The sequence below is a fragment of the Moraxella nasicaprae genome, from assembly GCF_025643275.1.
In the GTDB taxonomy this organism is placed as follows: Bacteria; Pseudomonadota; Gammaproteobacteria; order Pseudomonadales; family Moraxellaceae; genus Moraxella; species Moraxella nasicaprae.
This window is the reverse complement of the sequence record NZ_CP089977.1, coordinates 1,962,214-1,987,580: the sequence shown is the minus strand read 5'-3', so window position 1 is coordinate 1,987,580 and position 25,367 is coordinate 1,962,214. Positions and strand designations below refer to the sequence as shown.

The following is a 25,367-nucleotide window of genomic DNA, read 5'->3' as shown; positions in this document are numbered from 1 at the left end:
GTAGCACAAATATTGCCATTATTACAGGTGCTTTTGTGGGTCAATTTTGGCATTATTATCCAGCGTCAGCATCATGCTTGATGGTGTTTTGCTCAAAATAAGCCAACAACTCCGCCATCTTATCAAGTCGTGTCTGGGCATCCATCGAAGTTTTGCTGGTGTATTTTAAAAAAGTCGCCCCATTCATGCGATAAGCATCGCCACTTTGAATCAGTTTAATAATGGCAAGTCCGTCCACGGGCGTGTCTGGTTTAAACTCAATGCCAATACTCTGAGCAGTTGCATCAATTTTGGCAATGCCCAAAACTTTGGCACGAATACGACAGCGATGTACAGCAAACAGATTGTGAGCTGGGGTTGGCAAAGTCCCAAAACGGTCAATCATCTCCGTGCGAATGCTGATAAGCTCATCAATGTCATCGGTTTGGCTGATTCGTTTATAAAATAACAATCTTTCATGAACATCGCCCAAATACTCATCAGGAATTAACGCAGAAGCATGAATGTCAATCTCACTCATCAAGTCAAGTGGTGTTGCCAAACTCGGGGTTTTGCCTGATTTGATGGCTTTGGTGGCTCTTTCAAGCATGTCCATGTACAGCCCAAAGCCAATGGTTTGCATATTGCCACTTTGTTCTTTGCCCAAAATCTCGCCAGCACCACGAATCTCCAAATCCTCACTGGCAAGCATGAAACCCGCTCCCAATGTATTGGCACGAGTGATGGCATTGAGGCGTTTTTTAGCATCACTGCTTAGCCCTTTGAGTGATGGCACTAACAAATAGCAATAAGCCTGATGATGGCTACGCCCCACCCTGCCACGCAGCTGGTGAAGCTGAGCAATACCAAACTTATCGGCACGATTGATGATGATGGTATTGGCGTTTGGCATATCAATGCCTGTTTCGATGATGGTGCTTGCCACTAAAATATGATATTTTTTGTGATAAAAGTCACTCATCACCGCTGATAGCTCTTTTTCTGCCATTTGTCCATGAGCCACCGCCACTCGTGCCTCAGGAATCAGCTCTGATAAACGCTCAGCGGTTGATTCAATGCTTGCCACATCATTGTGCAAATAATATACTTGACCACCACGCAAAATCTCTCGCAAAATCGCCTCTTTGGTGATTTCATCTGATTTTGCCATCAAAAAGGTCTTGACCGCCAATCGTCTGGCAGGAGGTGTGGCAATGATGGAAATGTCCTGCATGCCCGACAATGCCATGTTTAGCGTTCTAGGAATTGGCGTGGCAGTCATTGATAGACTGTCAATATCACTTTGCAGACTCTTGATTTTTTGTTTATGACGCACCCCAAAACGATGCTCTTCATCAACAATCATCAAACCCAAGTTGGCAAATTTGATGTCATCTTGCAATAATTTATGCGTGCCAATGACAATATCCACTTTGCCTGATGCCAGCTCTTCAAGCACAGCGTCATGATGTTTTTTATTGCCAAATCGAGATAAACTTTCAATGCGTATCGGCCAATCAGCAAAACGACTGCGAAAGCTATCTTCGTGCTGTCCTGCCAATAGTGTGGTTGGTACAAGCACCGCCACCTGATAGCCCGCCTGCACCGCCACAAATGCCGCCCTCATGGCAACTTCCGTCTTACCAAAACCCACATCACCGCAGATGAGCCTATCCATTGGTTTGGATTGTTTCATGTCATGCAACACTGCATCGATGGCAACCATCTGGTCAAGCGTCTCTTCATAGGCAAACTGACTGGCAAACAGTTCATATTGAGCCATGTCAATATCAAAACTGATGCCCTCTTTGGCATTGCGACGAGCCTGAACATTAAGCAGCTCTGCCGCCACATCATAAATCTGTTCTAAGGCTTTTAGTTTGGATTTCTCCCATTTGCCACTGCCAATTTTGGATAATGCCACTGCCTCAGAATCAGTACCGCTATATCGCCCTATCAAAGATAAATGAGTGATTGGCACATAAATGCTGGCATCATCAGCATATTTTAAATGAATAAATTCTTGCTCACCCTCGCCCACATCTAGCACAATCAAGCCCTGATAACGACCGATACCATGCTCCAAATGCACCACCAACGACCCTTCACTAAGCTCAGTAACTGACTTAACCAAAAAAGCCTGAGAAATGCTGGATTGACGGCGGCGGCGAGTTTGCAATACCTGCCGACCAAAAATCTGTGGCTCACTGATGACACAAAACCTAAGTTCGTGGGTCAGATACGCCCCTTGTTCCAAAGGAGCGACCGTCAAAGCAATGTGCTGTGCATCAAACTCATCACGTCTTTGGATAAATTCCCAAAAGTCTGCCACCAAGCTAACCGATAGCTTATTTTTTAATAATTCTAAAATAATCTCACGACGACCAGCGGTCTCTGCTGCCAGCAATACAGGTACGCCACAGCTTTTGATGAATTCAAGCAACGCCTCCAACGGTTCTGATGCTTGATGATTGATTGGCAACACCAATCCTGACTTGCTACCCAGCTCATCATCACCATCATCAAGCACAATTTGTGGATATTGATTAAGAAGCTGATGAAACTCATTGCTTGGCAAAAACAGATAATCAGGAGGCATCACAGGCACATCTTTGTCATGGGCTCGTGCCTGATGACGAGAAAGCACCTGTTGCCAATGCTCATCATGTACTGCCGTCAGATTATTGTGCCGCACAACCACAGCATTTTTGGGTAGGTAAGCAAATAAATGACCTTGGGTAAACCATGATTCAAATTCAAAAAACAGCGGTGCATAAAATTCGATGCCCTGCGGTGCAATTCCTGACATCACCTCTTGATAAAAATCAACCCGTCTGGCACTGGTATTGATGAACAAACTGGCAAAATTTTGTCGAAATTGCTCTTTGGCCTCTTCAAAGGGAAATTCTTTGGCAGGCAGTAGGCTAAACTGATTAATCTTGGCAGTTTTGGGCAGTTTATGACTGTTGATATTATTCAGACCAGACAAACCATCTTTGGCCATCTTGGCAAGCTCATCATCACTGATGGTTCGCTGGCTTTCTGGGTCAAAAAAGCGAATGCTCTCGATTTCATCATCAAACAAATCCAATCGAAACGGCAACACCTGACCGATGGCAAACACATCAATGATACTGCCACGCACCGCAAACTCACCAGGCTCGAACACACTATCCACCAACGCATAACCTGCTTTGGTCAGTCGTGCTTTTTGGGTATCTAGGTCAAAGACATCGCCCACTTTAAGGTCAAAATGCTGACCCAAAAGCCACGATGGCGGAGCGATGCGTTGCGACAGCGTCTGTGCATTGACCAACAAAATACCCTGCGTGGGCATGTGAGTCAAAGTCTCAATGCGTTCTGAAACAATGTCTTGATGCACTGACAACTGGTCATAAGCCAAAATCTCCCAATCAGCAAAAACCTGCACTTTTGCCCCAAAAAATGCCAGCTCCGTTTCTAGTCGATTGACCTCATGCGATGAATTTGCCACCATCACAATCAGACGATTTTGCTGGTGGGATAATGCCGCTAAATAATAACTTAATGCCGCATCTTTGGGCTTGGCGATGGTGGTTTTGTAGCCAGCTTTGGTGGTCTCAATGGGGGTAAGTGATGGAAATATGTGCTGATGGTTTGTCATGATTGATTAGAATAATTAAAATAAATTTACCAATTTTCTAGTTTGTTTCGCCACGCTTGGCATTTACTGGCAATGCTGTCTGATGAATGCCCCATGATGTCTGAACTGACCGCAATATACTCGATGGCATGTCCATTCAAATCATCTCTAAGCTGGTAGATGTTATCCAAGGCAATCCCGCCAATGGCACAAAGTGGTAACGCCACCTGCGTAGCACGATTTAAAATTGCTCTTGGAATGATGCTGGCACGAGGCTTGGTGATGGACGCAAAAATCGTCCCCATAGAGCCATAGCTTGCCCCTTCTCGTTTAGCCTCTTTAAACAATGCAATATCTGCATAACAGCTTGTGCCAATAATGGCATCATCGCCCAAAATCTCTCTTGCAACACGCACATTGCCATCTCGTTTGCCCAAATGCAATCCTGTGCCAAAATGTGATGCCAACTCCAAATCTTCATTGATGACCACGCCAACATCATAATCATTGGCAAGGCTGATGATTAGCTCCGCCTCCCTGTACACGGTGGCAAGGTCATATTGTTTTAAAGTGGCTTTACGGCGAATTTGCAATAACGACACCGCTCCTGTCTCAAAGGCTCGTTGTAGTTTATCAAGCAGGGTATCTATCTCATCATCGTTAGTTAATAAGTACAGTTTAGGTGCTTTGTCTTTGCTTTGTCCGTTCATGATATAATCCTTGCTTAATGACTCATCAAAGACACCAATCATTCAATCCAAATAAGCAGTTCATCATCGGATTATTCATTGATGGTACTTGACGCCTCGTTTAGTTGAGCGAGTTGTTTTTTGACCGCCTGACGAAAATCGCTATTGTCTCTTATGCCTTTTTGTTTATTTTCTTGAATGCGTTGCCACGCCTTATATTCGGTCATTTCAAAGCCGTAATGGTCGGACGCCAGCAAAATATTATAAATATCATAGATGTCTTCATGGTCTTGGCATAATGCAAAAATACCATCAGCAATCTTATCATCATCGCCAAACATCGCTGTCAAATGGTCATACCCCCAAACCATACAATGATAATAGGCTTGCTCGGACAACTTGGCTCCCAGTTGTATTTGCTCGGAACTTAGTTTTTGGTCTGAAAAAATCTGCTCACGGCTTGGGCGAAGCATTTGTGAAAATACTGTACCGTCCAATTTTTCGTCATATATTTGTTGAAATTGAATATAATTGGGAGCAACCATTTTGTACCAATCCATTAAAGCTGGTTCAGTTGGTTCATTAGCAAAACTTGATTGCCCAAAAGACAATAACCCCAAACACATTATTGGTAAAAATTTGCGTTTTATATTGGATAGCATAGTAAATCCTTAGTACCTTGTCCAAAATCACTCTATCGGTTTTAACGGCTGTACCACATCGCTATTTTGCCCCCGATGGCGTAAATAATGGTCTAAGAGAACAATCGCCAGCATACTCTCAGCAATCGGTACAGCTCGCACCCCCACACAAGGGTCGTGGCGACCTTTGGTGATGACATCAACAGGATTGCCATCTAGGTCAATGGATTTGCCAGCCGTTGTAATGCTAGAAGTCGGTTTTAGGGCAATGGCAACCTTAATGGTCTGACCGCTTGATATGCCACCCAAAATCCCGCCTGCGTGATTGGCAGTAAAGCCATTGGGCGTAAGCTCATCTTGGGCTTGGTGTCCAAACTGCCCTGCCACATCAAAACCATCGCCAATCTCCACGCCCTTCACCGCATTGATAGACATCATCGCAAAAGCAATATCGGCATCAAGGCGGTCAAACACAGGCTCGCCAAGCCCCACAGGCACATTTTCGGCATAGATTTCTAGCCTTGCCCCACAGCTTGTCCCCTGCTCTCGCAAACTTGTGATGAGCTGTTCAAAGCGTGGAATTGCGGTCTCATCACCACAAAAAAATGGGTTGGTATCTACAATGTCCCAATCCAATTTCTCCGCTTTTTCCGTGCCAATTTGGGTAACAACGCCACGAATGACAATGCCTAAGCGTTCTTTAAGATACTTTTTGGCAATCGCCCCTGCCGCCACACGCATTGCCGTCTCTCGTGCAGACGAACGCCCACCGCCCCGATAATCCCGAAAGCCATATTTCATCGTGTAGGCATAATCGGCGTGATTGGGGCGAAAGGTTGTTGCAATGTTGCCATAATCTTTGGACTTTTGGTCGGTGTTACGGATAAGTAGTCCAATGGGTGTGCCAGTCGTTTTGCCTTCAAACACGCCAGAGATGATTTCTACCTTATCATCTTCTTTTCGTTGCGTGGCAAATTTGGAAGTGCCGGGTTTTCTTCTATCCAATTCAATTTGCAAATCTTCTTCGGTGAGTGGCAAATTGGGCGGTACACCGTCCACAATCGCCATCAAACCCACACCGTGCGACTCGCCACAGGTGGTTACGGTAAATAATTTTCCAATGGTGTTGCCTGACATAATATACTCACTTTAACTGTTCAATAAAAGTTTCATAACTACCAAATTTGGCCTTATTAATTACATATTTATTTGCATCAATTTTGGTAATAATGACACTATCACAATCCATCAATTCTAGTCGTTCATTACCTGCCAATTCGCCTTCTTTTAAATTCAATCATTGGCGTAACAACCAATCAGCCAATGCAGAATTTGGGTTGGTCATTAGGGCTTTGCCGTTCTCTTGACAAACTTTTGAAGTTAGAATTTGACCATCTAGTGTGATAACCCAAATGACATATCTTTGTTTGAAAGAATTTTCATGGTGGAAAATTACTGACAATAATACATAAGGATATTTTCTAAACTGTCTTGATGTTCATTCATGATGATTTTTGAAATCAACATATTGGTAAAATGACCTATCTCTTCTTGTGATTGATATTTATCCAAGAAGCCCAAATCATTTTCCAAATCATCAAAATAAAACATCACTTCATCACGAATGATGTCGCCATAAGAACCATTTTTATCATTTAAGCATTTAAAGAATAATGCTTTTTTCTGCCCAAAAGTCAGCATATCTCACGCTCCAAATGATATTCTTTAATCGGTTTGGATTGCAACATTACTTCTTTAAAATTTAATTGATGAATTGGATTTTCAATCGTCAAAAATCTTGGGATTTCATTTAAGTTTAGCACCAAAGTCAGAATATAATCATTTTTATACTCGCAGGCTTTGATGTACTCATTTTCAGTCAAGCGAATTTTACCCTGATTTTGGCGAATGCCTTTGACTTCCGCTAAATAATTATTTGAACCTGTTTTGATTTGAAAATCATAGCCATCGCCAAATAATCGTGCGTCTTGCAAAACTCCATTACTAAATAACCCAATATTTTGATAATTCTGCATAAAATAAAGTTCAGCTTCCAAACCAGTTTCTTGCATCTTTTTGAATTTGGATTGTATGATTGGCTCTATATCTTCCTTAATCAAGAAATCATCAATCTGATACTCATTCTGCAAAATCAGTTTAATAATGTTGGCATAGCCAATGACATTTTCATTGCCAAACAATCCATCAATTAAAATCTTTCTATGCTCATAGACCTCTTTTTTCTGCCACCAACCTTGACGACCATTATCAAAATATGGATCAAATAAATCTTGGCGATTTTTAACCACACTTTTGGTCTCTACAATGCCAAAATCTACAAAATATTGATAAAATTGCTCTTTATTGGTGCAGTTGAACTGCTGGATAAAATCACGATTAAATTTTGCCAATCCATAACCAAGCAAATTTAACAACTGATAATGTTGATGTCTGGACAAAGAACTCATCACAAATAACCAATCGCACAAATACGACCAAAACCGCCTACCAAACTCACCATCAGTAGGCGGTCATATTTGCTCACGCTAATGCTACACCTGTCACTCGCTCTACTTGGCGGGCAAATTCATCACGATATTCCATCAACTCTTCATAATCGATGGCAAAAATACCACTACCGCCTTTTTCAAAGTTGAGCCATTCAAACTGAATCTCAGGATAGGCTTGACGCAACGCCCATTCACTATCGCCCACCTCGCACACAAGCAAGCCGTCAGGGGTTAGATAATCAGGGGCATGGTACAAAATCTGATGCACCAAATCCAAACCATCTTGCCCTGCTGCCAAGGCGTGTTCTGGCTCGTGCAAGAACTCTGGTGGTAGTTCTGCCATCACAGCTGCATCCACATAAGGCGGGTTGGTGACGATGAGTTCATACTGATTTTCAGCAGGGATTTTGGCAAATAAATCACTCTCTAAAAGATTGACCTGATGTTCAATCTCATGATGCTCAACATTCGTCCACGCCACTTCTAAGGCGTCTTTATCAATATCTGCTCCGTCCACATTGGCGTCAGGAAATGCCTTAGCAAGAGCGATGGCGATACAGCCAGAACCTGTGCACAAATCAAGAATCCTTTCTGGGGCGGACAGTTGTTTTTCTGCCAATCCATGTTGGAAAAATTCTGATTTTTTGGCATCATCGACATCAAAGTATGGATAGAATTTTTGGTTAATCAGCTCGGCAATCGGGGAACGAGGTATCAAAACTCGCTCGTCCACATAAAATGGCAAATTACAAAAATACGCTAAGTTAATCAAATAAGACAACGGCTTACGCTGAATGATGCGTTCAGACAACAAGGTCAGCACTTCTTGTTTTTCGCTGGGCGTAAGTTTACATTCCAAAATCTGCTCATCAGCTGACCACTCCAATGATAACGAATGCAGTACAATCGCCGCCGCTTCGGCAAATTCATCGGTTGTGCCTTGTGCCACCACGACATCATATTGACGCAGTTTTGTTACGACAAAACGGATAAAATCACGAATGGTAACTAAGGCATTTTCTGCCTCAGCAAGCTCAGCATACAATGCTGCAATATCTGCTTGGGTCAGCTCGCCATTTTCGCTCATTGCATAATCAAATTCTTGCTCTGCCAAATCGTCATGTTCAGACATAATCAACCTTTATTGTCAAAAAAATTATTGATAGATACCCGCCATTATAAAGAAAAGACGCTAAATTTACCATGACTTTTAAGCTTTTTTATTGGTTTTATGCCAAAAACTTGTTACACTAGGCACAAATCCAATATCACGAGTTAATTATGAACAACCTTCACGAAACACTAAATCAATTTTGCCTGCCAGAGGGAATCACGCCAGAGATTTTCCTTGCTGAATATTGGCAAAAAAAACCTTTATTGATTAAACAAGGCTTGCCTGCTTTGGTGGGCATGTTTGAGCCTGATGATGTGCTGGGCTTGGCGGTAGAAGATGGGGTATCTGCACGCCTCATCAGTCAGCATGACGATAATCCCATGCAGTGGTCGCTAAAATCATCGCCACTGAGTGAAGATGACATCGATAGTACACCAACCCTATGGACGATTTTGGTGCAAAATCTGGAACAATGGTCGCCTGAGCTGGGCGAACTGTGGCAAGCCTTTGATTTTATTCCAAAATGGCAACAAGACGACATCATGGTCTCTGTCGCCCCAAAAGGCGGCTCGGTCGGGGCTCACTATGATGAATATGATGTCTTTTTGGCACAAGGTTATGGGTCTCGCCGTTGGCAACTGGGCAAAATGTGCGATGCTGGCACGCCATTTGTGGCAGGTCAGCCCATTCGCCTGCTAGATGACATGGGCGAGATTATTTTTGATGAAGTGCTAGAAGCTGGCGATGTGCTGTATGTACCGCCACGCCTAAGCCATCACGGCATCGCCCAAGATGACTGTCTTACCTTCTCATTTGGTTTTCGCCGTCCAAATTTGGTGCAAGTCATTGATGAAATCGCTGATGTCGCCACCACGCAAAGCGAGCTGTTTACCGTGATGACTTTGCCACAAAGTTACCAAGCGGACGCTTTTGAATTGAGCAAAGAAAGCATCAATGCCATCAAAAACGAACTGCTTGCTACCCTAAATAGCGACAAAGGAGACGCCATCATCACTCAGGCGGTTGCCGAATTGGTCAGCAAACGCCAATATGAGTTGCTATCTTTTGAAGATGAGCTTAGTGATGATGAGCTGTCCGACCGACTCAACGATGGCGAATGCCTGATGCTCAATCCTGCTTGTCGATTTGTACATCATCAGGGTCAGTGGTTCATCAATGGCGAAAATATCTGTCTAAATGAGCAAGAATTATCACTATTACAAACGCTAACCTCAGGCGATGCGATTGCCATTGATGATATTGATGGCAAAGAAATCCTGACCAGCCTGACAACTTGGCTCAACGATAATTGGCTGATTTTGGTTTAAAAAACCAAGTAAAAAAGCACCTGATTTGGGTGCTTTTTTGTTTGATACATGAATCATTTAAACATGTCTGCTTGGCGATTTTTCTTAACATAATCAATCATGCAATCACGCAACAGCTGGCTGGCGGTACGATTATTGGCACGAGCCGCCTGCTTAAATTGCTCCACCAAGTTTTTATCCACACGCATATTAAAAGTGGTTTGTTTTTCGTGATCGGCTTGCTGAGTCATCGTCATGTTCCTACATACTAAAAAGCTGGCAATTATACGGCAAATGTGTGCATATTGCAATGACAAATTGAATTTTTGGCTATTTTTTGCACAAAAAAATAAGACGAAATGATGGACGGTTTGTCAAACAATCGGCTTACGGCGATAAAAAAGAATGCCTGGAATGGATAAGCCTAACACCAATGCCGAAATCACAAAAATTGCATCAAAAAAATACGACATCATCAGGACAAATAACTCCATCGAAAAGCCAAAATAGCCAATTTGCACCATGCTCACCATCGCTTTGTAGGCGGCGATACCAGGCATCATGCAGATTAAACTCGGCACAATCAATGCCTTAGGCGGTAAACGGTATCGCTGAGCAAAATATACCCCCAAAAAGCTGGCAAACATCGAACCAAAAAAAGTCGCCACCGCCAAATGCACCCCAAAATGCGTCATCACCAGCCTAGAACCAAAACCCAATGCCGTAATAACCATGCAATGCCCAATATACCGTCTTGGTAGCGTGAACATCAAGCACCAACCCAAAGTGATGATGCAAGATAATATAATGTCTTGGATAAAATCCATCAAAGCCCCCAATGTGGAATCTGTAATAAAATCAGTGCAATCACAATACCCACACAAGCAGACAAAGTCAGCATCGTGGCAAACATCCATCGCCCCACGCCCATATTGATGTAGCCTTTTAGAATGTCGGAAAGTGAGTTGATGATGGGAAAACTAGGCACAAGTAGCAACACGCTTGCCGCCACCGCAATATCAGCATTGTCGCCCAATTTGAAAAAGTAGGCAAACGCACCCAGTAAAGTCGCCACAAATGCCGTGATGATGACCACCACAAATGGATTGAAATGATGGGCGGATAAGTAAAGACGCATTCTCATGGCAACAAATCCTGCCACCAAAGTAATCGCTGAAATCGCCAAGCCACCGCCATTCAGATAAGCAAAACAGGCACAAGATAAACCGACAAATAACGCCATTAAGGCATTAGGATAAGTCGTCCTATCCATCTGGTCAAATGCTGTTTCAATTTGCCCAATCAATGATACAGATACCGCATGATTTTGCTGGCGTGTCGCTTCTGCTTGCATCACAATTTGCTGGATTTGTACCAAAATACTCACATTGATGCCTTGATGCACCGTATTTCGCACCGTCGTGATACAGCGACCTTGGTAGATGGTGGTCAGCGTGACGGCATTGAATGACAAACCGCATTCAACCCCATTTACCCCCAATGCCACGCCCAGACGCTTGGTCAAATCAACCACCACCGCAGATTCGCCACCATACTGCATGAACAGCAACGCACAACGCACGCACAATCTGGTGATGCGTTGCTGGTCTTGATAGGTAATGCCTGTCATCTCACCCAAAATCTCATCAGGAATCTGACCATCAGCGGTGTTTGTCATGCTAACAGACTGGTGTATTGATGGCATATTTGTTGTCCTACTGTCTTGGCTGAGGGTTGTTGCAGCGACTGCTTTCATCACAAAAATCAACCGTCCAGCTCTTGGCTAAATGGCGAATCCTGTGCTTGAATTTTATAATCTTCGGCAGCCCAAGCACCTAAGTCAATCAGTTTACATCGCTCAGAACAAAATGGTCGATTAGGATTGTCTTGCCAAATCGCAGGCTGCTGACAAGTGGGACAAGGATAACAAACTACATCAGTCATGGCTTCATCACATGGGATTTATCAAAAAATCGAAAAATTCGCTTTATTTTATCAATAAAAATCAATCCAATAAAGTTTTTATTTTACAGATGACTTAAAGCAAGCTATAATCACGGTGCTTTAAATCATTTAAGCAAATTGGACTGCCAATCAACCCAAGATAAAGGAAGTCGTTTCCAAAAATAACAAAAGTTCATGGCAAAAAACCAACGAAATAAGGAAACTTAGTTATTGCTTGGAAATCATCAAAAGAATTTTGATTGCAAATGGCTGTTTTGCAAAGGATTGATTGGTATATTTTGTCATCACAACGATTAAGGAGAACACCATGAGTGATGTCAATAGCAGCTGGTCAGATGACGAAATGTCATCAAAAAGCTATCAGGAATTACATAAGCCAAGTTCTAGTTTTGCGTCCAGAGATGCCTATCTAAATCATGAATTACAAATCATGAAGCCAAAACGCTGGGCAATCAACCTTCCTTTCCGTGATTACCGATTTGAATTTGAAGATGCCATCCCTGCGATGGCTGGTACAATTGGTAAAATCGTGATGGTTGGTGCGATGGCAGCGGCATTTGCGACACCACTTGGCTTGGGCGAGGCATTCATTTTGGAAAATGTCCGATATGAAATGCTTATTGCCTCTGTTATTATCCTATTATTTTCAGGGCTATTTCTACCAACCTCAAACTTACCTGGCACACACGGCCCTTTAATCCCTCTGATTCCTCTGGTGGTTACCGCAGGTGGACACCCGTTGGCGTTTGGCTTATTGATTGGTATTTTTGGGATACTCTTAGCAGTGTTTAAAGGAGGTTCGCTCTTAGCCAGATTAACCAGTAATGGTGTGGCGGGCGGATTGTTGCTGTACTTGGGCTTTGTTGGCTTAATAGGACAAGTCAAAAACATGAATGCTTGGGCAAGCAATATCGGCATGCCGCACATTTCATTCATTATTATCTTAGCCACGATTATTATGTACGCCCTGCTTGAACATTGGCAAAAACGCTGGCTTGCCGTCCCTGTGGGTTGTGCATTGGCAGGTATTCTTGCTTTTGCTTTGGGTGCACCATTTGAATTCAAAACTGCACCAGGCTTGCCGCCAATGAGTCCTGCTTACTGGTGGGGCGAAAGCACTGGCTGGACTTTGGGTCTGCCTGATTTCAAAAGCTTTGTAGTGGTATTCCCATTTGCTGTTTTGGCGGTTGCCATGTGGTCGCCTGATTTCTTAGGTCACCAAGTTTTCCAAAAAATCAGCTATCCCGAGCGTTCAGAACGCACACACATGAACATCGATGATACCATGGTTGTCTGCTCATTGCGTCAAGCGGCAGGCTCTGTGCTTGGTGGTGCTAACTTTACCTCATCATGGGGTACATATATTGTACCTGCCGCCATCGCCAAACGCCCCATTCCAGCAGGTGCAATTTTGACTGCCGTCTTCTGTATCATTGCCAGCCTTTGGGGCTATCCGATGGACTTAGCGGTATGGCAGCCTGTACTATCCACTGCCCTGATTGTAGCGGTATTTGTACCATTGCTTGAAGCTGGCATGGAGATGACTCGTAAAGGCAAAACCACTCAATCTGCTGCCATCGTTGTCTTTGCTTCTGCCCTAGTAAATCCTGTATTTGGCTGGTCTTTGACCATGATGCTAGACAACTTGGGCTTGATTGGCGACAAAGAACGCAGTCGTGAATTGGGTCTAAGCGGACGAGTGATTATTCCTTTGGTAGGTTTTGCGATTTTATGTGCCATTATGGCAGCGGTTGGTATGCTTCCTGGCATTCCTGCATTGCTACCACAATTTAGAGTATAAAATCCAACCCAATAAAAAAGACCGATATTCTTTATCGGTCTTTTTTTATTCATCAAAACATCATTCAAAATCCACTTGTTTTTCTGGACTGGCTATGATAAACGCCTCTAATGTTTGGCAATTTTCCACCACTTTTAAAATATTAGGAAAATTGGTCAAATCCACCTTAAAGCGATTGGCATTATACACTTGTGGGATTAAACAAATATCCGCCCAAGTAATTTCATCACCAAACGAGTATTGACCGCTATGAACTTTTAATAATTCTTCTAAGGCAGTAAAATTCACCAAAATCCAATGGGCATACCAATCTTGTTTTTGCTCATCACTGATATTTAATTCGCCTGTTAAATATTTTAACACCCTTAAATTATTTAAAGGGTGGGTATCGCAAGCAATGATATTGCACATTGACAAAACAATGGCTCTATTGACATTATCCTTTGGTAATAATGGTATGGCTGGATATTCATTTTCCAAATAATCCAAAATTGCCATTGATTGGGTAATCACTTTGCCATTTTCTAATTCCAAAGCAGGAATAAGACCACTTGGGTTTTTGGCTTTATAATCGTCTGATTTTTGTTCGCCTTTAACCAAATGAACAGGGACAATCTCATAAGGCAAATTTTTAATATTTAGGGCAATACGCACCCGATAACTTGCCGAACTTCTAAAATACGAATAAAGTTTCATTGTTTTTTCCTTTAAAATATAAAAAAAGGGCGTGCAACAACACACCCCATTGGCATTATTCAGGCTTAATTTTGGTCAAAGTAAATCCAGTAAAACCAAAAATCAGCGTCAAAATAAAACACAAATAACAAAAGAAGGCAAATGGCACATAACTAATCACAGGCATACCAAACACCCCTGTCAAAAATCCGCCATACACGCCCCACGGCACAAGGGGATTGATGACCGTACCAGCGTCCTCAATGGTGCGTGATAGATTTTTTGGGTGCAGTCCCAAACGCTTATATTCTGGCAAAAAGGCGTTGCCTGATAATAATAGGCTCAAATACTGTTCGCCTACCAAGATATTGATACCAAAGGAAGTAAAGGCAGCGGCTGCCACACCACGAGAGGCTTTGGTAAGTAGGTGTCTCATTCCATCAAGTAGGGCAGGCAAAATACCAAGACCTTGCAGCAGTCCGCCTAAGGATAATGCCAAAATCACCAAAATTTGGGTAAAAAACATACTTTGCAAACCGCCACGAGAAACCAGTTTGCCCACATCGCCCAAATCCACACCCTCTGGCAAGGCATAGCCTGTAAAGAACCAGCCACCCATTTGTGATAAGGTGGGGTTAGAATGGGTGTAGGTTAGCACAATGGCGGTAACAATGCTGGCTGAAATGGCGTAGATGGCGTTGATTTTCATCAAAGCCATCACAATCAAAATGGCAAAGGGAATTAATGTATATCCGTGCACCAATCCGCTTTTTAACAGATTGTCTTTTAATTCTACCACCGCCGACAAATCGCCTGTCGCTGACGGCATAAACATAAAAATAATGGCGGTAATCAGCCACGCAGGAATGGTGGTGTACATCATATTTTTGATATGGTCAAACAAATCCACGCCCACAATGCTTGCGGCAATGGCGGTGGTGTCGGACAAAGGCGACATCTTATCGCCAAATAACGCCCCAGAGACCACCGCTCCTGCGACAATCGCAGGATTTGCCCCAAAACCGCTTGCCATGCCCAAAAACGCCACACCCACGGTGGCACAAGTGGTAAAACCGCTACCCAACGCCAAGCCCACCACGCTTGACAAAATAAAGGCAGACAGATAAAACCACTCGGCACTTAACACCCCAAAACCATAATGCATCAAAGTGGGAATCGCCCCACTCATCATCAAAGCAGACACCAAAAGACCGATGGACGAAAACAGATAAATCGCCCCCATACCTGTGGACACGCCGCCTATCATTCGCTCTTGCATATCGTCAAATTTTAGCCCCTTTGACAAACCAAACAGCAACAGACCTAAAATGACAATCAGTAGCGACAACAAGGGCACAAAGCCCCATTTAATCATCGTCAAAGCCAGCACAAAGACCACGATGACGGCAATGGGGACGGCTTGTTTGGGGGTTAGGTGTAGAAGAGGGGTTTGATTGCTCATAAAAATTCCTTATAACCATTTGATGACATTATAACTCATACCCTTGTCATCATAAAATATTTTGTATTATAATCAAAAATGGTCGTGCAATCCAAACAAAACCACACGACCATTCATTGACATTTTAAGCCATTTATCGGCAAAGCCAAATAATCAAATCGTCTTCACCGTATTAACAATCTCGCCAAAAATGCTGTTGCCGTCTTTGTCATTCATATAAATCTTGACAGTGTCGCCATTATCCAAAAATTCGGTTTGGGGTTTGCCACTCTCAATGGTCTCATACATACGCACCTCAGCAATACAGCAGTAGCCAACACCGCCGTGTTCTACCGATGAGCCGTACAGATTGCCTTGTTTGTTAGACACCGTACCAGAACCGACAATCGTCCCCGCTTCAATCTCACGAGTTTTGGCAAGGTGCGACAAAAGCCTTGCAAAGTCAAAGGTCATATCCACGCCTGCATTGGGGCAACCAAAGGGCTTGCCGTTAATCTCTACATTTAGGGGCAAATGCACCTTATTATCCGCCCACGCACAGCCCAGCTCATCAGGCGTTACAAAGACAGGGCTAAAAGCTGAAGCTGGTTTTGATTGCAAGAAACCAAAGCCTTTGGCAAGTTCGCTAGGAATAAGGTTACGCAGGGAAACATCATTGACAAGTCCAATGAGTGCAATCGCCTTACCAGCCTGTTCTGGACTTGCCCCAATCGGCAAATCGGTAGATACCACCACCACTTCGGCTTCTAGGTCAATGCCCCACTCTTTTTTGGCAAGTACATCACCTCTTGGAGCGATAAAGCTGTCCGAACCGCCTTGATACATCAATGGATCATCATAGAATGACTCTGGCACCTCGCTATTTCTTGCTTTTCGTACCAGCTCCACGTGGTTCAGATACGCCGAGCCGTCCGCCCACTGATAGGCTCTGGGTAAGGGCGAGTGGCAAGCGTTTTGGTCAAAAGGCGTGCCAAAACTTTCATCGTCATTTAGCTTATCATAGACCGCTTGTAGCTGTTCTTTGGCGGCTGCCCAGTCGTCAAGGGCGTTTTGCAAGGTGGCAATATCAGGTTCGCTATAACGGCTTAAATCACGGCTTACCACCACAAGGCGACCGTCTCGGCTGTTGTTTTTTAAAGTGGCTAATTTCATCTTTTTTTCCTTAAAATTTTGCTTAAAATTAGATTATACATCAATTTTAATCATCATCATATTTGATTTTTTAAAAATAAATCCAATATGGCATAAAAAACCGCCCATTGTTCTTTATTTTAAAATCAATTTAAAATGACATTTAGGCGGTTTTTATCGCTTATACTTCTGGCGGTTCGGTGCCATCGTGTACCCATCTGGCGTGTTTAGGGGCTTTTTTGGTAACCGCCCATTCGTTTAGCATATCCCATTTGACCTTATCAAGTGCCTTTGACTGTTTTTCGGTCGTTACATCAAACGCCAGTTCAATGCGGTGTCCGTTGGGGTCAAAGAAATAAATGGAATGAAACAGCGTGTGATTGGTTGGACCAATGACATCAATGCCGTCCTTAATCAATTTTTCTTTGGTGGCAAGGAGTTTTTCCATACTTTCCACCTTTAATGCCAAATGCTGCGTCCAAATGGGCGTGTTGGGGTCTCGCCCCATTTCTGGACGGGTCGGCAATTCAAAAAACGCTAAAATATTACCGCCCCCTGCGTCCAAAAAGATGTGCATATAGGGGTCTTCCTCGCCTGTGGACGGCACTTTATCTTCGCCAATTGCCAAAACAAAATCCATATCCAGATGCTTTTGATACCACTCTACCGTTTCTTTAGCATCTTTACAGCGGTAGGCGACATGGTGTACACCTTGTGTGATAGCCATAATGTTTTTCCTTAATTTAAAATGGGCAAATTTTTAATAAAATCGTGATTAAACTGTATTAAAAATCATAACCAATTTTTAAAATATGTTTAGATAAAAGCGGACGATATTTTTTTATAATAAAAATACAATCCGCCTTTATCAATTTGCATTCAACTTTAATTATCGTCTAATTAAAATTATTCGGCTGGTACTTCTAGCACGCCACGGCGGATTTGGTCTCGCTCTAAGCTCTCAAATAGGGCTTTAAAGTTACCCTCGCCAAAGCCTTGTGCATAGTCGCCTTTTCTTTGGATAAATTCAAAGAACACAGGTCCCATCAAGGTTTCAGAGAAAATCTGTAATAGTAGGCGTGGCGTACCATCTTCGGTCGTACCATCTAGCAAAATGCCGCGGGCTTGCAATTCTGCCACAGGCTCACCGTGTCCTGGCAAGCGTTCTTCTAGCATTTCATAATAGGTATCTTTTGGTGCGGTGGCAAGTGGCACGCCTGCGGCACGAAGTTTGTCAATGCTTTCAAGCAAATTATCTGACAAGAACGCAATGTGCTGAATACCCTCGCCATTAAACTTCATCAAAAATTCTTCAATTTGTCCGCCGCCTTGCTTGGACTCTTCGTTTAGTGGAATACGGATTTTGCCATCTGGGGCGGTCAAGGCACGACTTGCCAAGCCTGTATATTCGCCTTTGATGTCAAAGTAGCGGATTTCTTGGAAGTTAAAGAATTTTTGGTAGAAATTGTACCAGTAGTCCATACGACCACGATACAGGTTGTGCGTTAGGTGGTCAATGACCTTAAAGCCAAAGCCAACAGGGTTTCTGTCCACACCTTCGATGAATTCAAAATCCACATCATAAATGGTGTTGCCGTCTTCATAGCGGTCAATAAAATAGATGAGCGAGCCGCCAATGCCCTTAATCGCTGGCAGTTTTAGCTCCATTGGGTTGGTTTTGACTTCCACAGGTTCAGCACCCAATTCAATGGCTCTTTCATAGGCAAATTTGGCGTCCTTAACACGAAAGCCCATCGCACACGCCCCAGCACCGTGCTCTTGGGCAAAGTAGTAGGCTTGGCTGTTTTTGGTGCGGTTGATTAGGATATTGATACCGCCTTGACGATATAGTGAAACATCTTTTGAGCGGTGGCGAGCCACTTCGGTAAAGCCCATTTTTTCAAAAATTGGCTCTAAGAAACCTTCATTTGGGCTTGAAAATTCCAAAAATTCAAAACCGTTTAATCCCATTGGATTTTCAAATAAATCTGCCATAACAATCATTCCTTAATGATGTGCGATATTGCACTTAGGTAACACACAACTCATCGCAACGGATAAGTCAATCCAATTCACCAGCATTGGCTTGGTATTTTATGATGTCTTTGTAAAATAAATCATCAGATACCAAAGATAATACTTGTCAAATTCGTGCTTGCTATCATAAAATAGCCGCACCAAATGTACAAATTGTTTTTTTGACTAATTTATTGGATATTTCAATGAATATCACTTTTCGCCAGCTTAAAGCCTTCACCAGTGTAGCCCGCCATAAAAGTTTTACCAAAGCCGCTGATGAGCTGCACCTAACCCAATCATCGCTAAGCGGTCTGATTAAAGAAATGGAGCGGCATATTGACACCAGATTGTTTGACCGCACCACTCGCCAAATTCATCTGTCAGATGCAGGCGAAAGAATCCTGCCACACGCCCTAAGAGTCTTGCACGACATGCAGCTTTTGGGCAATGAAATTGCTGACCTCAAAGACTTTCATCAGGGCAAAGTGCGTATCGCTGCCCCACAACAACTGGCTGCATCAGCGATGCCTGAGTTGATTCGTCAATTTAAACTGACCTATCCTGATATTCAGGTAAATTTGATTGACTGCTCCATCGAAGATGTTATCAATCAAGTGCAAATCTTGGACGCTGATTTAGGCATTGGTCCTGAGTATCCATTTAGTGCCGATGTGGTTGCTAATGAGCTGTTTACTTCGCCCTTTTGCTTGGTGCTACGCCCAGACCACCCACTTGCCGACCGCCAAAAGCTCACTTGGCGTGATTTGGGCGAAAATGACCTAATTACCCTACAAGAACCCTTTGCCAAGCAGATTGCTGATGAATTGCCTTTGGACATCAGTTCTCGACTGTTTCGTAGCGATTATGAGGTTAATTTTTTATCCACCGCATTAGGCATGGTCAAAATGGGTCTTGGTATCACGGTTGCACTCAGCTATGCTGATGCTTGGGTCAAGGAACAAGGGCTTGTAATGGTACCAATCAGCGAACCTGTCATTAGTCGCAAATTTTTGCTTTACAAAAACAAACATCGCTCCATTACCCCAGCCACCGCAGCTTTTGAGAATTTTTTGGCAAAATATGTCAGTGCTTGGGGTCATCATCAATCAGCTTAATACAATTTATTGAAATAAGGAATTATAAACCATGCAACTGATGCGTTCATTGATTTTATGTGCCAGTCTATTATTTGCTCAACACGCTTTGGCAGAAGATTGGACATATTTTTCTAACAGCACTGACAACACTGACTTTTATTATGACTTAGACAGCTTGGAGCTTGACGAGCTGGGCGACTATACCCTTCATGTTGCTGCCATCTATGATGAGTGGCGATATTTAGATGATGGGGTCACATCGTACAATTCATCCATTGAGCATTGGAAGCTTGATTGCTCCAATAACATGGTGCGTGTTGATGATGAATTTTATTGGTCTGATGATGAAATCGTTGGCGAAAACTTAGGCGAAGGCGACTGGGAAGTCATCAATGAGGAAACCATCGCCGATGATTTACGCCAAGAACTTTGTGGGATTTGATGACAAACCTACATCACGGTCAGTCAGATAAAAAATTTGCCACAGCGGCAAATTGCTCATCAGTTGTTTGACAAGCATACATTGCTTCACGAAATGCGTTAGAATTGGGCAAGCCTCCCGTGTACCAAGCAATATGTTTGCGAGCAATGCGACACCCAGAATATTCGCCATAAAAACGATACAACTCCTCCAAATGAGCCAAGACAATCTGACGAAGCTCGGTAAGGTTAGGTGCTGGCGGTACTTCGCCAGTCCTAACAAAATGAGCAATATCCCTAAAAATCCACGGCTGACCCTGTGCCGCCCGCCCAATCATCACCGCATCTGCACCTGTCATTGCCTGCACCGCCACCGCTTTGGCTGGACTGTCAATATCACCATTGACAATCACAGGAATATTGATGGATTGTTTGACTTCTTTAATCAATTCATAACGAGCCTGCCCTGTATAAAAATCCTCTCTGGTGCGTCCATGAATGGCAATGGCAGCAATGCCTGCCTGCTCAGCAATCTTAGCAACACTGAGGATATTTTCCTGACCATTGGCAAAACCCAAGCGAGTTTTGAGCGTCACAGGCACATTAACCGCATTGACCGCTGTATCAAGCAAGCGTTTGACCAAATCCTCATCTTGTAGTAATGCTGAGCCTGCTAATTTTTTGCACACTTTTTTGGCAGGACACCCCATATTGATGTCCACAATCTGAGCCCCATTATCCACTTGAAAACGAGCCGCATCTGCCAATTTATCAGGTTCAGCCCCTGCAATTTGGGCAGAAATCGGGGCAATTTCTCCATCAAAATTGGCACGATACAAAGACTTTTTGCGAGCATAAAGAGCGGTATCAGCAATAATCATCTCGCTGACCGCATGCCCTGCTCCAAAAGATTTGCATAATTTTCGAAACGGATTATCCGTCACCCCTGCCATCGGTGCAACGCACAATCTGTTCTCAATCGTCAAACCCCCTATTTGCAAGGGTTGTAGCAGAATGTGTTGATTTTTAAGGGGTTTTTCTTGATTTTGTGTTGTGGTCATTGTGGTATAAACTTACATCAAATAGGATAAACTTGCATATTTTGAAATCAATATTGCACCCTATTTGCAACTTTTTTAAACCAAGTTGCAAATTTGTGGGTACAATCACAAAACGCAATTTAAGATATGCTACGAACAATCTTCACGCCAACACTTTGTGCCTGTTTGATGGCGTTAGGCTTATGAATGGTCAGCGTGATTTGTCGGCAAGGATATTTTGTCAAAATATGAGTTGCAATCTTATCAGCCAAAGTTTCCAATAATTCCGCTTTGGCACGATGGCATATTTCCTCAATATCCTCACAGACTGTTTTATAATTGATGACATGAGCTACATCGTCATCAGCAATTGCTCGACTCATGTCGCATACCATCTCAGCATCGATGACCAAAAGCTGTTTAATCGCCCGCTCCCAATCATAGACACCAATCAGTGTATTGATGTTCAAACCTTGAATAAAAACAACATCATTCATCACAAACCTCTTAACTTTCGCTGATGATACAGCAAATCTGCACTAAAAATAAGTAAAGCCAGCCAAATCATACCAAAAACAATCACACTTTGCCAAGTAAATGGTTCGTGATAATAAAACACCGCCAATAAAAAGACAATGCTGGGGGTCAGATAGCCCATAAAGCTAAGTAGCGTAAATGCCACCATTTTGGTAGAACGATTATATAGCAACAAAGGGATTAGAGTGATGGGACCTGCCAGCATCAATAAGCCAATCTGACTGCTTAGCCAAAAATCTGGTGATGCACTTGCCACTGAGGCATTGGCAAGCCAAATCAAACAAAGCGGTAGTAATAAAGCAGTCTCAATAAATAAGCCATCAATGGCATCAAATGGTGTTTGTCGCTGAATGACCCCGTAGATGCTAAAACTAATCGCCAATAATAAACTGACCCATGGCACACCACCCAGCCAAAACACCTGAACCAACACCGCCAACATGGCCAAAAACACGCTGACGATTTGTAATTTTCTTAATTTTTCCTTAAAAAATATCAAAGAAAATGCCACGCCCATCAATGGATTGATAAAATAGCCCAAGCTGGCTTCTAGCACCTGATTATTTGCCACTGCCCACACATAGGTCAGCCAGTTTGTACCAATCATCAACGCCGCCAAAAAAGTCAAAGCAAGCCATTTTGGCTGAGTCTTAATGATATTTAGCCAAGCCGTCCGTCTGGCAATCAATAACACCATCGATAGCACCACCAAAGTCCACACCACTCGATGAACGATGACTTCAATGGCGTTATAATGACTTAACTGCTTGAAATATAAAGGAAAACTTCCCCATAATAAAAAAGCAGATAAGGCAGTTATGACCCCTTGAACGCTGGTCGTGATGGGTTTTTGCATACTCGTATCCAAACTCTTAGCAAAGAAAAAACTTAAATCAAAAGTCGGTTTTGCCAAAGATATGAATCATCATTTTTTGGCATATGGTCATATTTTCTAAGCGAATCAAAAAGCAAAAGATTGGCACACCGCCAATCTTTTTTTCAAATAAAATCTAAACAATCATTCATCAATAACCTGAATGTTCAGACCCACTTGATTGGCAAGATTGGCAAAATTTGGAAAGCTGGTGTTTACCGTCTGCGTGCCATGAATAATGATGTCATCGGACGCTCTGACGCTTGCCACCGCAAAACTCATCGCAATGCGATGGTCGTGATGACTTTCAATGACTCCGCCACCAAAAATCGCTGTCGTTTCCCCTGCCTTACCCTTGCCATGAATAATCATGCCATCATCAAGCACCTCGCATTCGATACCCAAAGTGGTCAAACCCTCCGCCATCACCGCAATACGGTCAGACTCTTTGACCCTTAGTTCTTTGGCACCTGTTAGGGTTGTTTTGCCAATGGCACAGCTTGCCGCCACAAACAGAACAGGAAATTCATCAATGGCTAACGGCACTAAATGTTCTGGGATATCAATGCCCATCAGCTGCGATGGCTTGACGATAATATCAGCGATTGGTTCGCCACCCACCACAGTTTCATTAGTGATGCTAATGTCTGCACCCATCAATGTTAAAATATCAATCACGCCTGTGCGAGTGGGATTCATGCCAACTTTTTTGATGGTCAGTCCCTCTCCTTGACCGATTGCCGCCAACACCATAAAAAACGCAGCACTTGAAATATCAGCTGGCACGATAATATCGCACGCAGTCAAGCGACCACCACCCGTTACTGTAATGACACCATCTTTGCTGTGTACAGGATAATTAAAGGCATTAAGCATTCTTTCTGTATGGTCTCGGCTAATCTCAGGCTCAGTAATGGTGGTTGTACCTTTTGCCCATAAAGCCGCCAAAATCAGACAGGATTTAATCTGTGCTGACGCCACAGGCAAAGTATAATCAATGGCTGTCAAAGACTGACCACCTGTGATGGATAATGGTGCTGTGCCTTTTTCGCCCGTGGACTGGATTATCGCCCCCATTTGACGCAGTGGCTTAGCAACTCGCTCCATGGGTCTTTTTGATAAGCTGACATCGCCTGTCATGACACTATCAAACTGCTGAGCGGATAAAATTCCTGCCAATAAACGCATGCTTGTGCCACTATTGCCCATATACAAAGGCTTATTTGGTGCATTAAGACCATCAATGCCCACACCATGAATCACTACTTGGTCGCCCTCTCGTTCAATCTTGACACCCATGTCGCTGAATGCTTGCAGGGTTGCCAACGCATCTTCACCTTGCAAAAATCCACTGACTTTGGTCACACCATCAGCCAAAGAACCAAACATGATGGAACGATGAGAGATAGATTTATCGCCTGGTACAGTAATCGTACCCAAGATGGATTGGGCGGGTTTAATATGATAGCTTTGATTGGTCATATAAATATCCTGATGGGTAGATGAATGATGGCTGGTATCGTGACTGGTGAGCATATGCCCAAAATGCCTGCGAACATCTCTTGATTTGCCAAGCCAAGCCAGTAATGACTGCGACTGCTCTTGATGTATCAGCTGGCGAAATTCGCCCAAATGTGCCGAAAACTCGTCCAACGCCTGCAAAATCGCTGTCTTATTTGCCAAGAAAATATCGTGCCACATTTGTGGATCGCTGGCAGCAATGCGACTAAAATCTCGAAATCCCCCAGCGGCATATCGCAAAATATCTAAATTATCGTCATGCTCTGCTAATTGATGCGTCAGGGAGAATGCTAGCAAATGCGGTAAATGACTGGTGTAAGCCAGCACTTGGTCATGCCTATCGCTTGACATCAATACCACATCAGCACCCAATGCCTGCCATAAGGCTTGTAATTTTTGTATGTCTTTGGCATCGCTATGATTATCAGGGCATAAAATCAATTTGTGCCGAACAAACAAATCGCCTTTTCGGGCTTCAAAGCCTGAATTTTCCGCTCCTGCAATCGGGTGTCCGCCAATAAATCGATGATGCTGACCAAAAATCTGCCGAGCTGCTTGCAATAAATCAGCTTTGGTGCTGCCAACATCGCTGATGATGCAATGCTCTGGTAATTTTTTAAGCGTTGATAAGGCATGAATTTGGGCAAATAACTTTGGTATGGATTGCACAGGCGTTGCCAAGACAATCAGGTCTGACCCCTGTGCAACTTGCGATAAATCAGTATGACCTTCTGCAATCAGACCTGCTTGGCAAGCCAATCGAATACTTCGCTCATTGCTATCCACCGCCACGATACGACGCATCAATGGCGTGTCTTGGTTTGCTTGCACCAATGCCTGCACAAAGGACGCACCAATCAAACCAAGCCCAACCACACAAATCTGGTCAAAAATTGGCTGTCTTATCTTATTCATACCAGTACATCTTGGCATTTTGCCTGTGTTAAAGTATTTGCCCCTTGA

At 43.3% G+C, this 25,367-nt stretch carries 25 protein-coding genes; 5 read left to right on the top strand and 20 right to left on the bottom strand.

Translation table 11 applies throughout. The features are described 5' to 3' along the window. Positions 1-55: 55 nt before the first annotated feature. The 4 genes from mfd to aroC all read right to left on the bottom strand — a co-directional run bounded on the left by mfd (position 56) and on the right by aroC (position 6,068). Positions 56-3,622 (bottom strand): transcription-repair coupling factor, encoded by a 3,567-nt coding sequence (mfd, locus tag LU297_RS09410; protein ID WP_263076257.1) that lies wholly within the window; start codon positions 3,620-3,622, stop codon positions 56-58. 26 nt (positions 3,623-3,648) lie between these two features. After that, positions 3,649-4,311 carry a thiamine phosphate synthase gene (locus tag LU297_RS09405; RefSeq protein ID WP_263076255.1) on the bottom strand — a complete coding sequence of 221 codons (663 nt, stop codon included), beginning with the start codon at positions 4,309-4,311 and terminating at the stop codon, positions 3,649-3,651. A gap of 71 nt (positions 4,312-4,382) precedes the next feature. Continuing rightward, positions 4,383-4,850 (bottom strand): hypothetical protein, encoded by a 468-nt coding sequence (locus LU297_RS09400; RefSeq protein WP_263076254.1) that lies wholly within the window; start codon positions 4,848-4,850, stop codon positions 4,383-4,385. 129 nt (positions 4,851-4,979) lie between these two features. Further along, positions 4,980-6,068, bottom strand: coding sequence for a chorismate synthase (gene aroC / locus LU297_RS09395; RefSeq protein ID WP_263076253.1), 1,089 nt, complete (start codon positions 6,066-6,068; stop codon positions 4,980-4,982). A gap of 92 nt (positions 6,069-6,160) precedes the next feature. Between aroC and LU297_RS09390 the strand changes: the two genes are divergently transcribed. Beyond that, positions 6,161-6,298 (top strand): hypothetical protein, encoded by a 138-nt coding sequence (locus tag LU297_RS09390; RefSeq protein ID WP_263076252.1) that lies wholly within the window; start codon positions 6,161-6,163, stop codon positions 6,296-6,298. Positions 6,299-6,383: 85 nt separating this feature from the next. Here LU297_RS09390 and LU297_RS09385 read toward each other — a convergent pair whose 3' ends face one another. The 3 genes from LU297_RS09385 to prmB all read right to left on the bottom strand — a co-directional run bounded on the left by LU297_RS09385 (position 6,384) and on the right by prmB (position 8,528). Next, complete coding sequence (locus tag LU297_RS09385; protein ID WP_263076251.1) at positions 6,384-6,632, bottom strand: hypothetical protein; 249 nt, start codon at positions 6,630-6,632, stop codon at positions 6,384-6,386. Further along, positions 6,626-7,399 carry a protein NO VEIN domain-containing protein gene (locus LU297_RS09380; protein ID WP_263076250.1) on the bottom strand — a complete coding sequence of 258 codons (774 nt, stop codon included), beginning with the start codon at positions 7,397-7,399 and terminating at the stop codon, positions 6,626-6,628. Before LU297_RS09380 ends, LU297_RS09385 begins: the two co-directional genes overlap by 7 nt. A 73-nt stretch (positions 7,400-7,472) precedes the next feature. Next, positions 7,473-8,528: a 50S ribosomal protein L3 N(5)-glutamine methyltransferase gene (prmB, locus tag LU297_RS09375; RefSeq protein ID WP_432806292.1), complete on the bottom strand. Its 1,056-nt coding sequence runs from the start codon at positions 8,526-8,528 to the stop codon at positions 7,473-7,475. Positions 8,529-8,722: 194 nt separating this feature from the next. On the opposite strand from prmB, the gene LU297_RS09370 reads away from it, so the two are divergent. Continuing rightward, positions 8,723-9,883 (top strand): cupin domain-containing protein, encoded by a 1,161-nt coding sequence (locus LU297_RS09370; protein WP_263076248.1) that lies wholly within the window; start codon positions 8,723-8,725, stop codon positions 9,881-9,883. Between the two features lie 53 nt (positions 9,884-9,936). Here the strand turns inward: LU297_RS09370 and LU297_RS09365 are convergent, their stop codons facing one another. The 4 genes from LU297_RS09365 to LU297_RS09350 all read right to left on the bottom strand — a co-directional run bounded on the left by LU297_RS09365 (position 9,937) and on the right by LU297_RS09350 (position 11,806). Beyond that, positions 9,937-10,113, bottom strand: a complete 177-nt coding sequence (locus tag LU297_RS09365) for a ribbon-helix-helix domain-containing protein (protein ID WP_263076247.1) — start codon at positions 10,111-10,113, stop codon at positions 9,937-9,939. Between the two features lie 123 nt (positions 10,114-10,236). Further along, positions 10,237-10,689 carry a threonine/serine exporter family protein gene (locus LU297_RS09360; protein WP_263076246.1) on the bottom strand — a complete coding sequence of 151 codons (453 nt, stop codon included), beginning with the start codon at positions 10,687-10,689 and terminating at the stop codon, positions 10,237-10,239. Beyond that, the gene (locus LU297_RS09355) at positions 10,689-11,567 is read right to left on the bottom strand and encodes a threonine/serine exporter family protein (protein WP_432806257.1); all 879 of its coding nucleotides are present in this window, start codon (positions 11,565-11,567) and stop codon (positions 10,689-10,691) included. Before LU297_RS09355 ends, LU297_RS09360 begins: the two co-directional genes overlap by 1 nt. A gap of 59 nt (positions 11,568-11,626) precedes the next feature. After that, positions 11,627-11,806, bottom strand: coding sequence for a DNA gyrase inhibitor YacG (locus LU297_RS09350; protein ID WP_263076245.1), 180 nt, complete (start codon positions 11,804-11,806; stop codon positions 11,627-11,629). A 328-nt stretch (positions 11,807-12,134) separates the two neighbouring features. Here LU297_RS09350 and LU297_RS09345 point away from each other — a divergent pair, with 328 nt between their 5' ends. Beyond that, positions 12,135-13,628 carry a DUF3360 domain-containing protein gene (locus LU297_RS09345; protein WP_263076244.1) on the top strand — a complete coding sequence of 498 codons (1,494 nt, stop codon included), beginning with the start codon at positions 12,135-12,137 and terminating at the stop codon, positions 13,626-13,628. Between the two features lie 60 nt (positions 13,629-13,688). Here LU297_RS09345 and maiA read toward each other — a convergent pair whose 3' ends face one another. The 5 genes from maiA to hppD form a co-directional block, all read right to left on the bottom strand. Continuing rightward, positions 13,689-14,324 (bottom strand): maleylacetoacetate isomerase, encoded by a 636-nt coding sequence (maiA, locus tag LU297_RS09340; protein ID WP_263076243.1) that lies wholly within the window; start codon positions 14,322-14,324, stop codon positions 13,689-13,691. Positions 14,325-14,379: 55 nt separating this feature from the next. Continuing rightward, positions 14,380-15,765 (bottom strand): Na+/H+ antiporter NhaC family protein, encoded by a 1,386-nt coding sequence (locus LU297_RS09335; protein WP_263076242.1) that lies wholly within the window; start codon positions 15,763-15,765, stop codon positions 14,380-14,382. A gap of 153 nt (positions 15,766-15,918) precedes the next feature. Continuing rightward, the gene (locus tag LU297_RS09330; RefSeq protein ID WP_263076241.1) at positions 15,919-16,917 is read right to left on the bottom strand and encodes a fumarylacetoacetate hydrolase family protein; all 999 of its coding nucleotides are present in this window, start codon (positions 16,915-16,917) and stop codon (positions 15,919-15,921) included. A gap of 160 nt (positions 16,918-17,077) precedes the next feature. After that, the gene (locus LU297_RS09325) at positions 17,078-17,623 is read right to left on the bottom strand and encodes a VOC family protein (protein ID WP_263076240.1); all 546 of its coding nucleotides are present in this window, start codon (positions 17,621-17,623) and stop codon (positions 17,078-17,080) included. A 179-nt stretch (positions 17,624-17,802) separates the two neighbouring features. Next, positions 17,803-18,891: a 4-hydroxyphenylpyruvate dioxygenase gene (hppD, locus tag LU297_RS09320; protein WP_263076239.1), complete on the bottom strand. Its 1,089-nt coding sequence runs from the start codon at positions 18,889-18,891 to the stop codon at positions 17,803-17,805. Positions 18,892-19,118: 227 nt separating this feature from the next. Between hppD and LU297_RS09315 the strand changes: the two genes are divergently transcribed. Together LU297_RS09315 and LU297_RS09310 are read left to right on the top strand one after the other, a co-directional pair. After that, positions 19,119-20,030 carry a LysR family transcriptional regulator gene (locus tag LU297_RS09315; protein ID WP_263076238.1) on the top strand — a complete coding sequence of 304 codons (912 nt, stop codon included), beginning with the start codon at positions 19,119-19,121 and terminating at the stop codon, positions 20,028-20,030. Between the two features lie 31 nt (positions 20,031-20,061). Then, a complete protein-coding gene (locus tag LU297_RS09310; protein WP_263076237.1) occupies positions 20,062-20,454 on the top strand; it encodes a surface-adhesin E family protein in 393 nt (130 codons plus the stop codon). A gap of 19 nt (positions 20,455-20,473) precedes the next feature. On the opposite strand, the gene dusB is transcribed toward LU297_RS09310, so the two are convergent. From dusB to LU297_RS09290, 4 genes are all read right to left on the bottom strand, one after another. Beyond that, complete coding sequence (dusB, locus tag LU297_RS09305; protein ID WP_263076236.1) at positions 20,474-21,493, bottom strand: tRNA dihydrouridine synthase DusB; 1,020 nt, start codon at positions 21,491-21,493, stop codon at positions 20,474-20,476. Positions 21,494-21,612: 119 nt separating this feature from the next. Beyond that, a complete protein-coding gene (gene folB, locus LU297_RS09300; RefSeq protein WP_263076235.1) occupies positions 21,613-21,969 on the bottom strand; it encodes a dihydroneopterin aldolase in 357 nt (118 codons plus the stop codon). Continuing rightward, a complete protein-coding gene (gene rarD / locus LU297_RS09295; protein WP_263076234.1) occupies positions 21,969-22,865 on the bottom strand; it encodes an EamA family transporter RarD in 897 nt (298 codons plus the stop codon). The genes folB and rarD overlap by 1 nt, the downstream gene beginning before the upstream one ends. A 162-nt stretch (positions 22,866-23,027) precedes the next feature. Next, a complete protein-coding gene (locus tag LU297_RS09290; RefSeq protein ID WP_263076233.1) occupies positions 23,028-25,319 on the bottom strand; it encodes a bifunctional prephenate dehydrogenase/3-phosphoshikimate 1-carboxyvinyltransferase in 2,292 nt (763 codons plus the stop codon). Positions 25,320-25,367 lie beyond the last annotated feature (48 nt).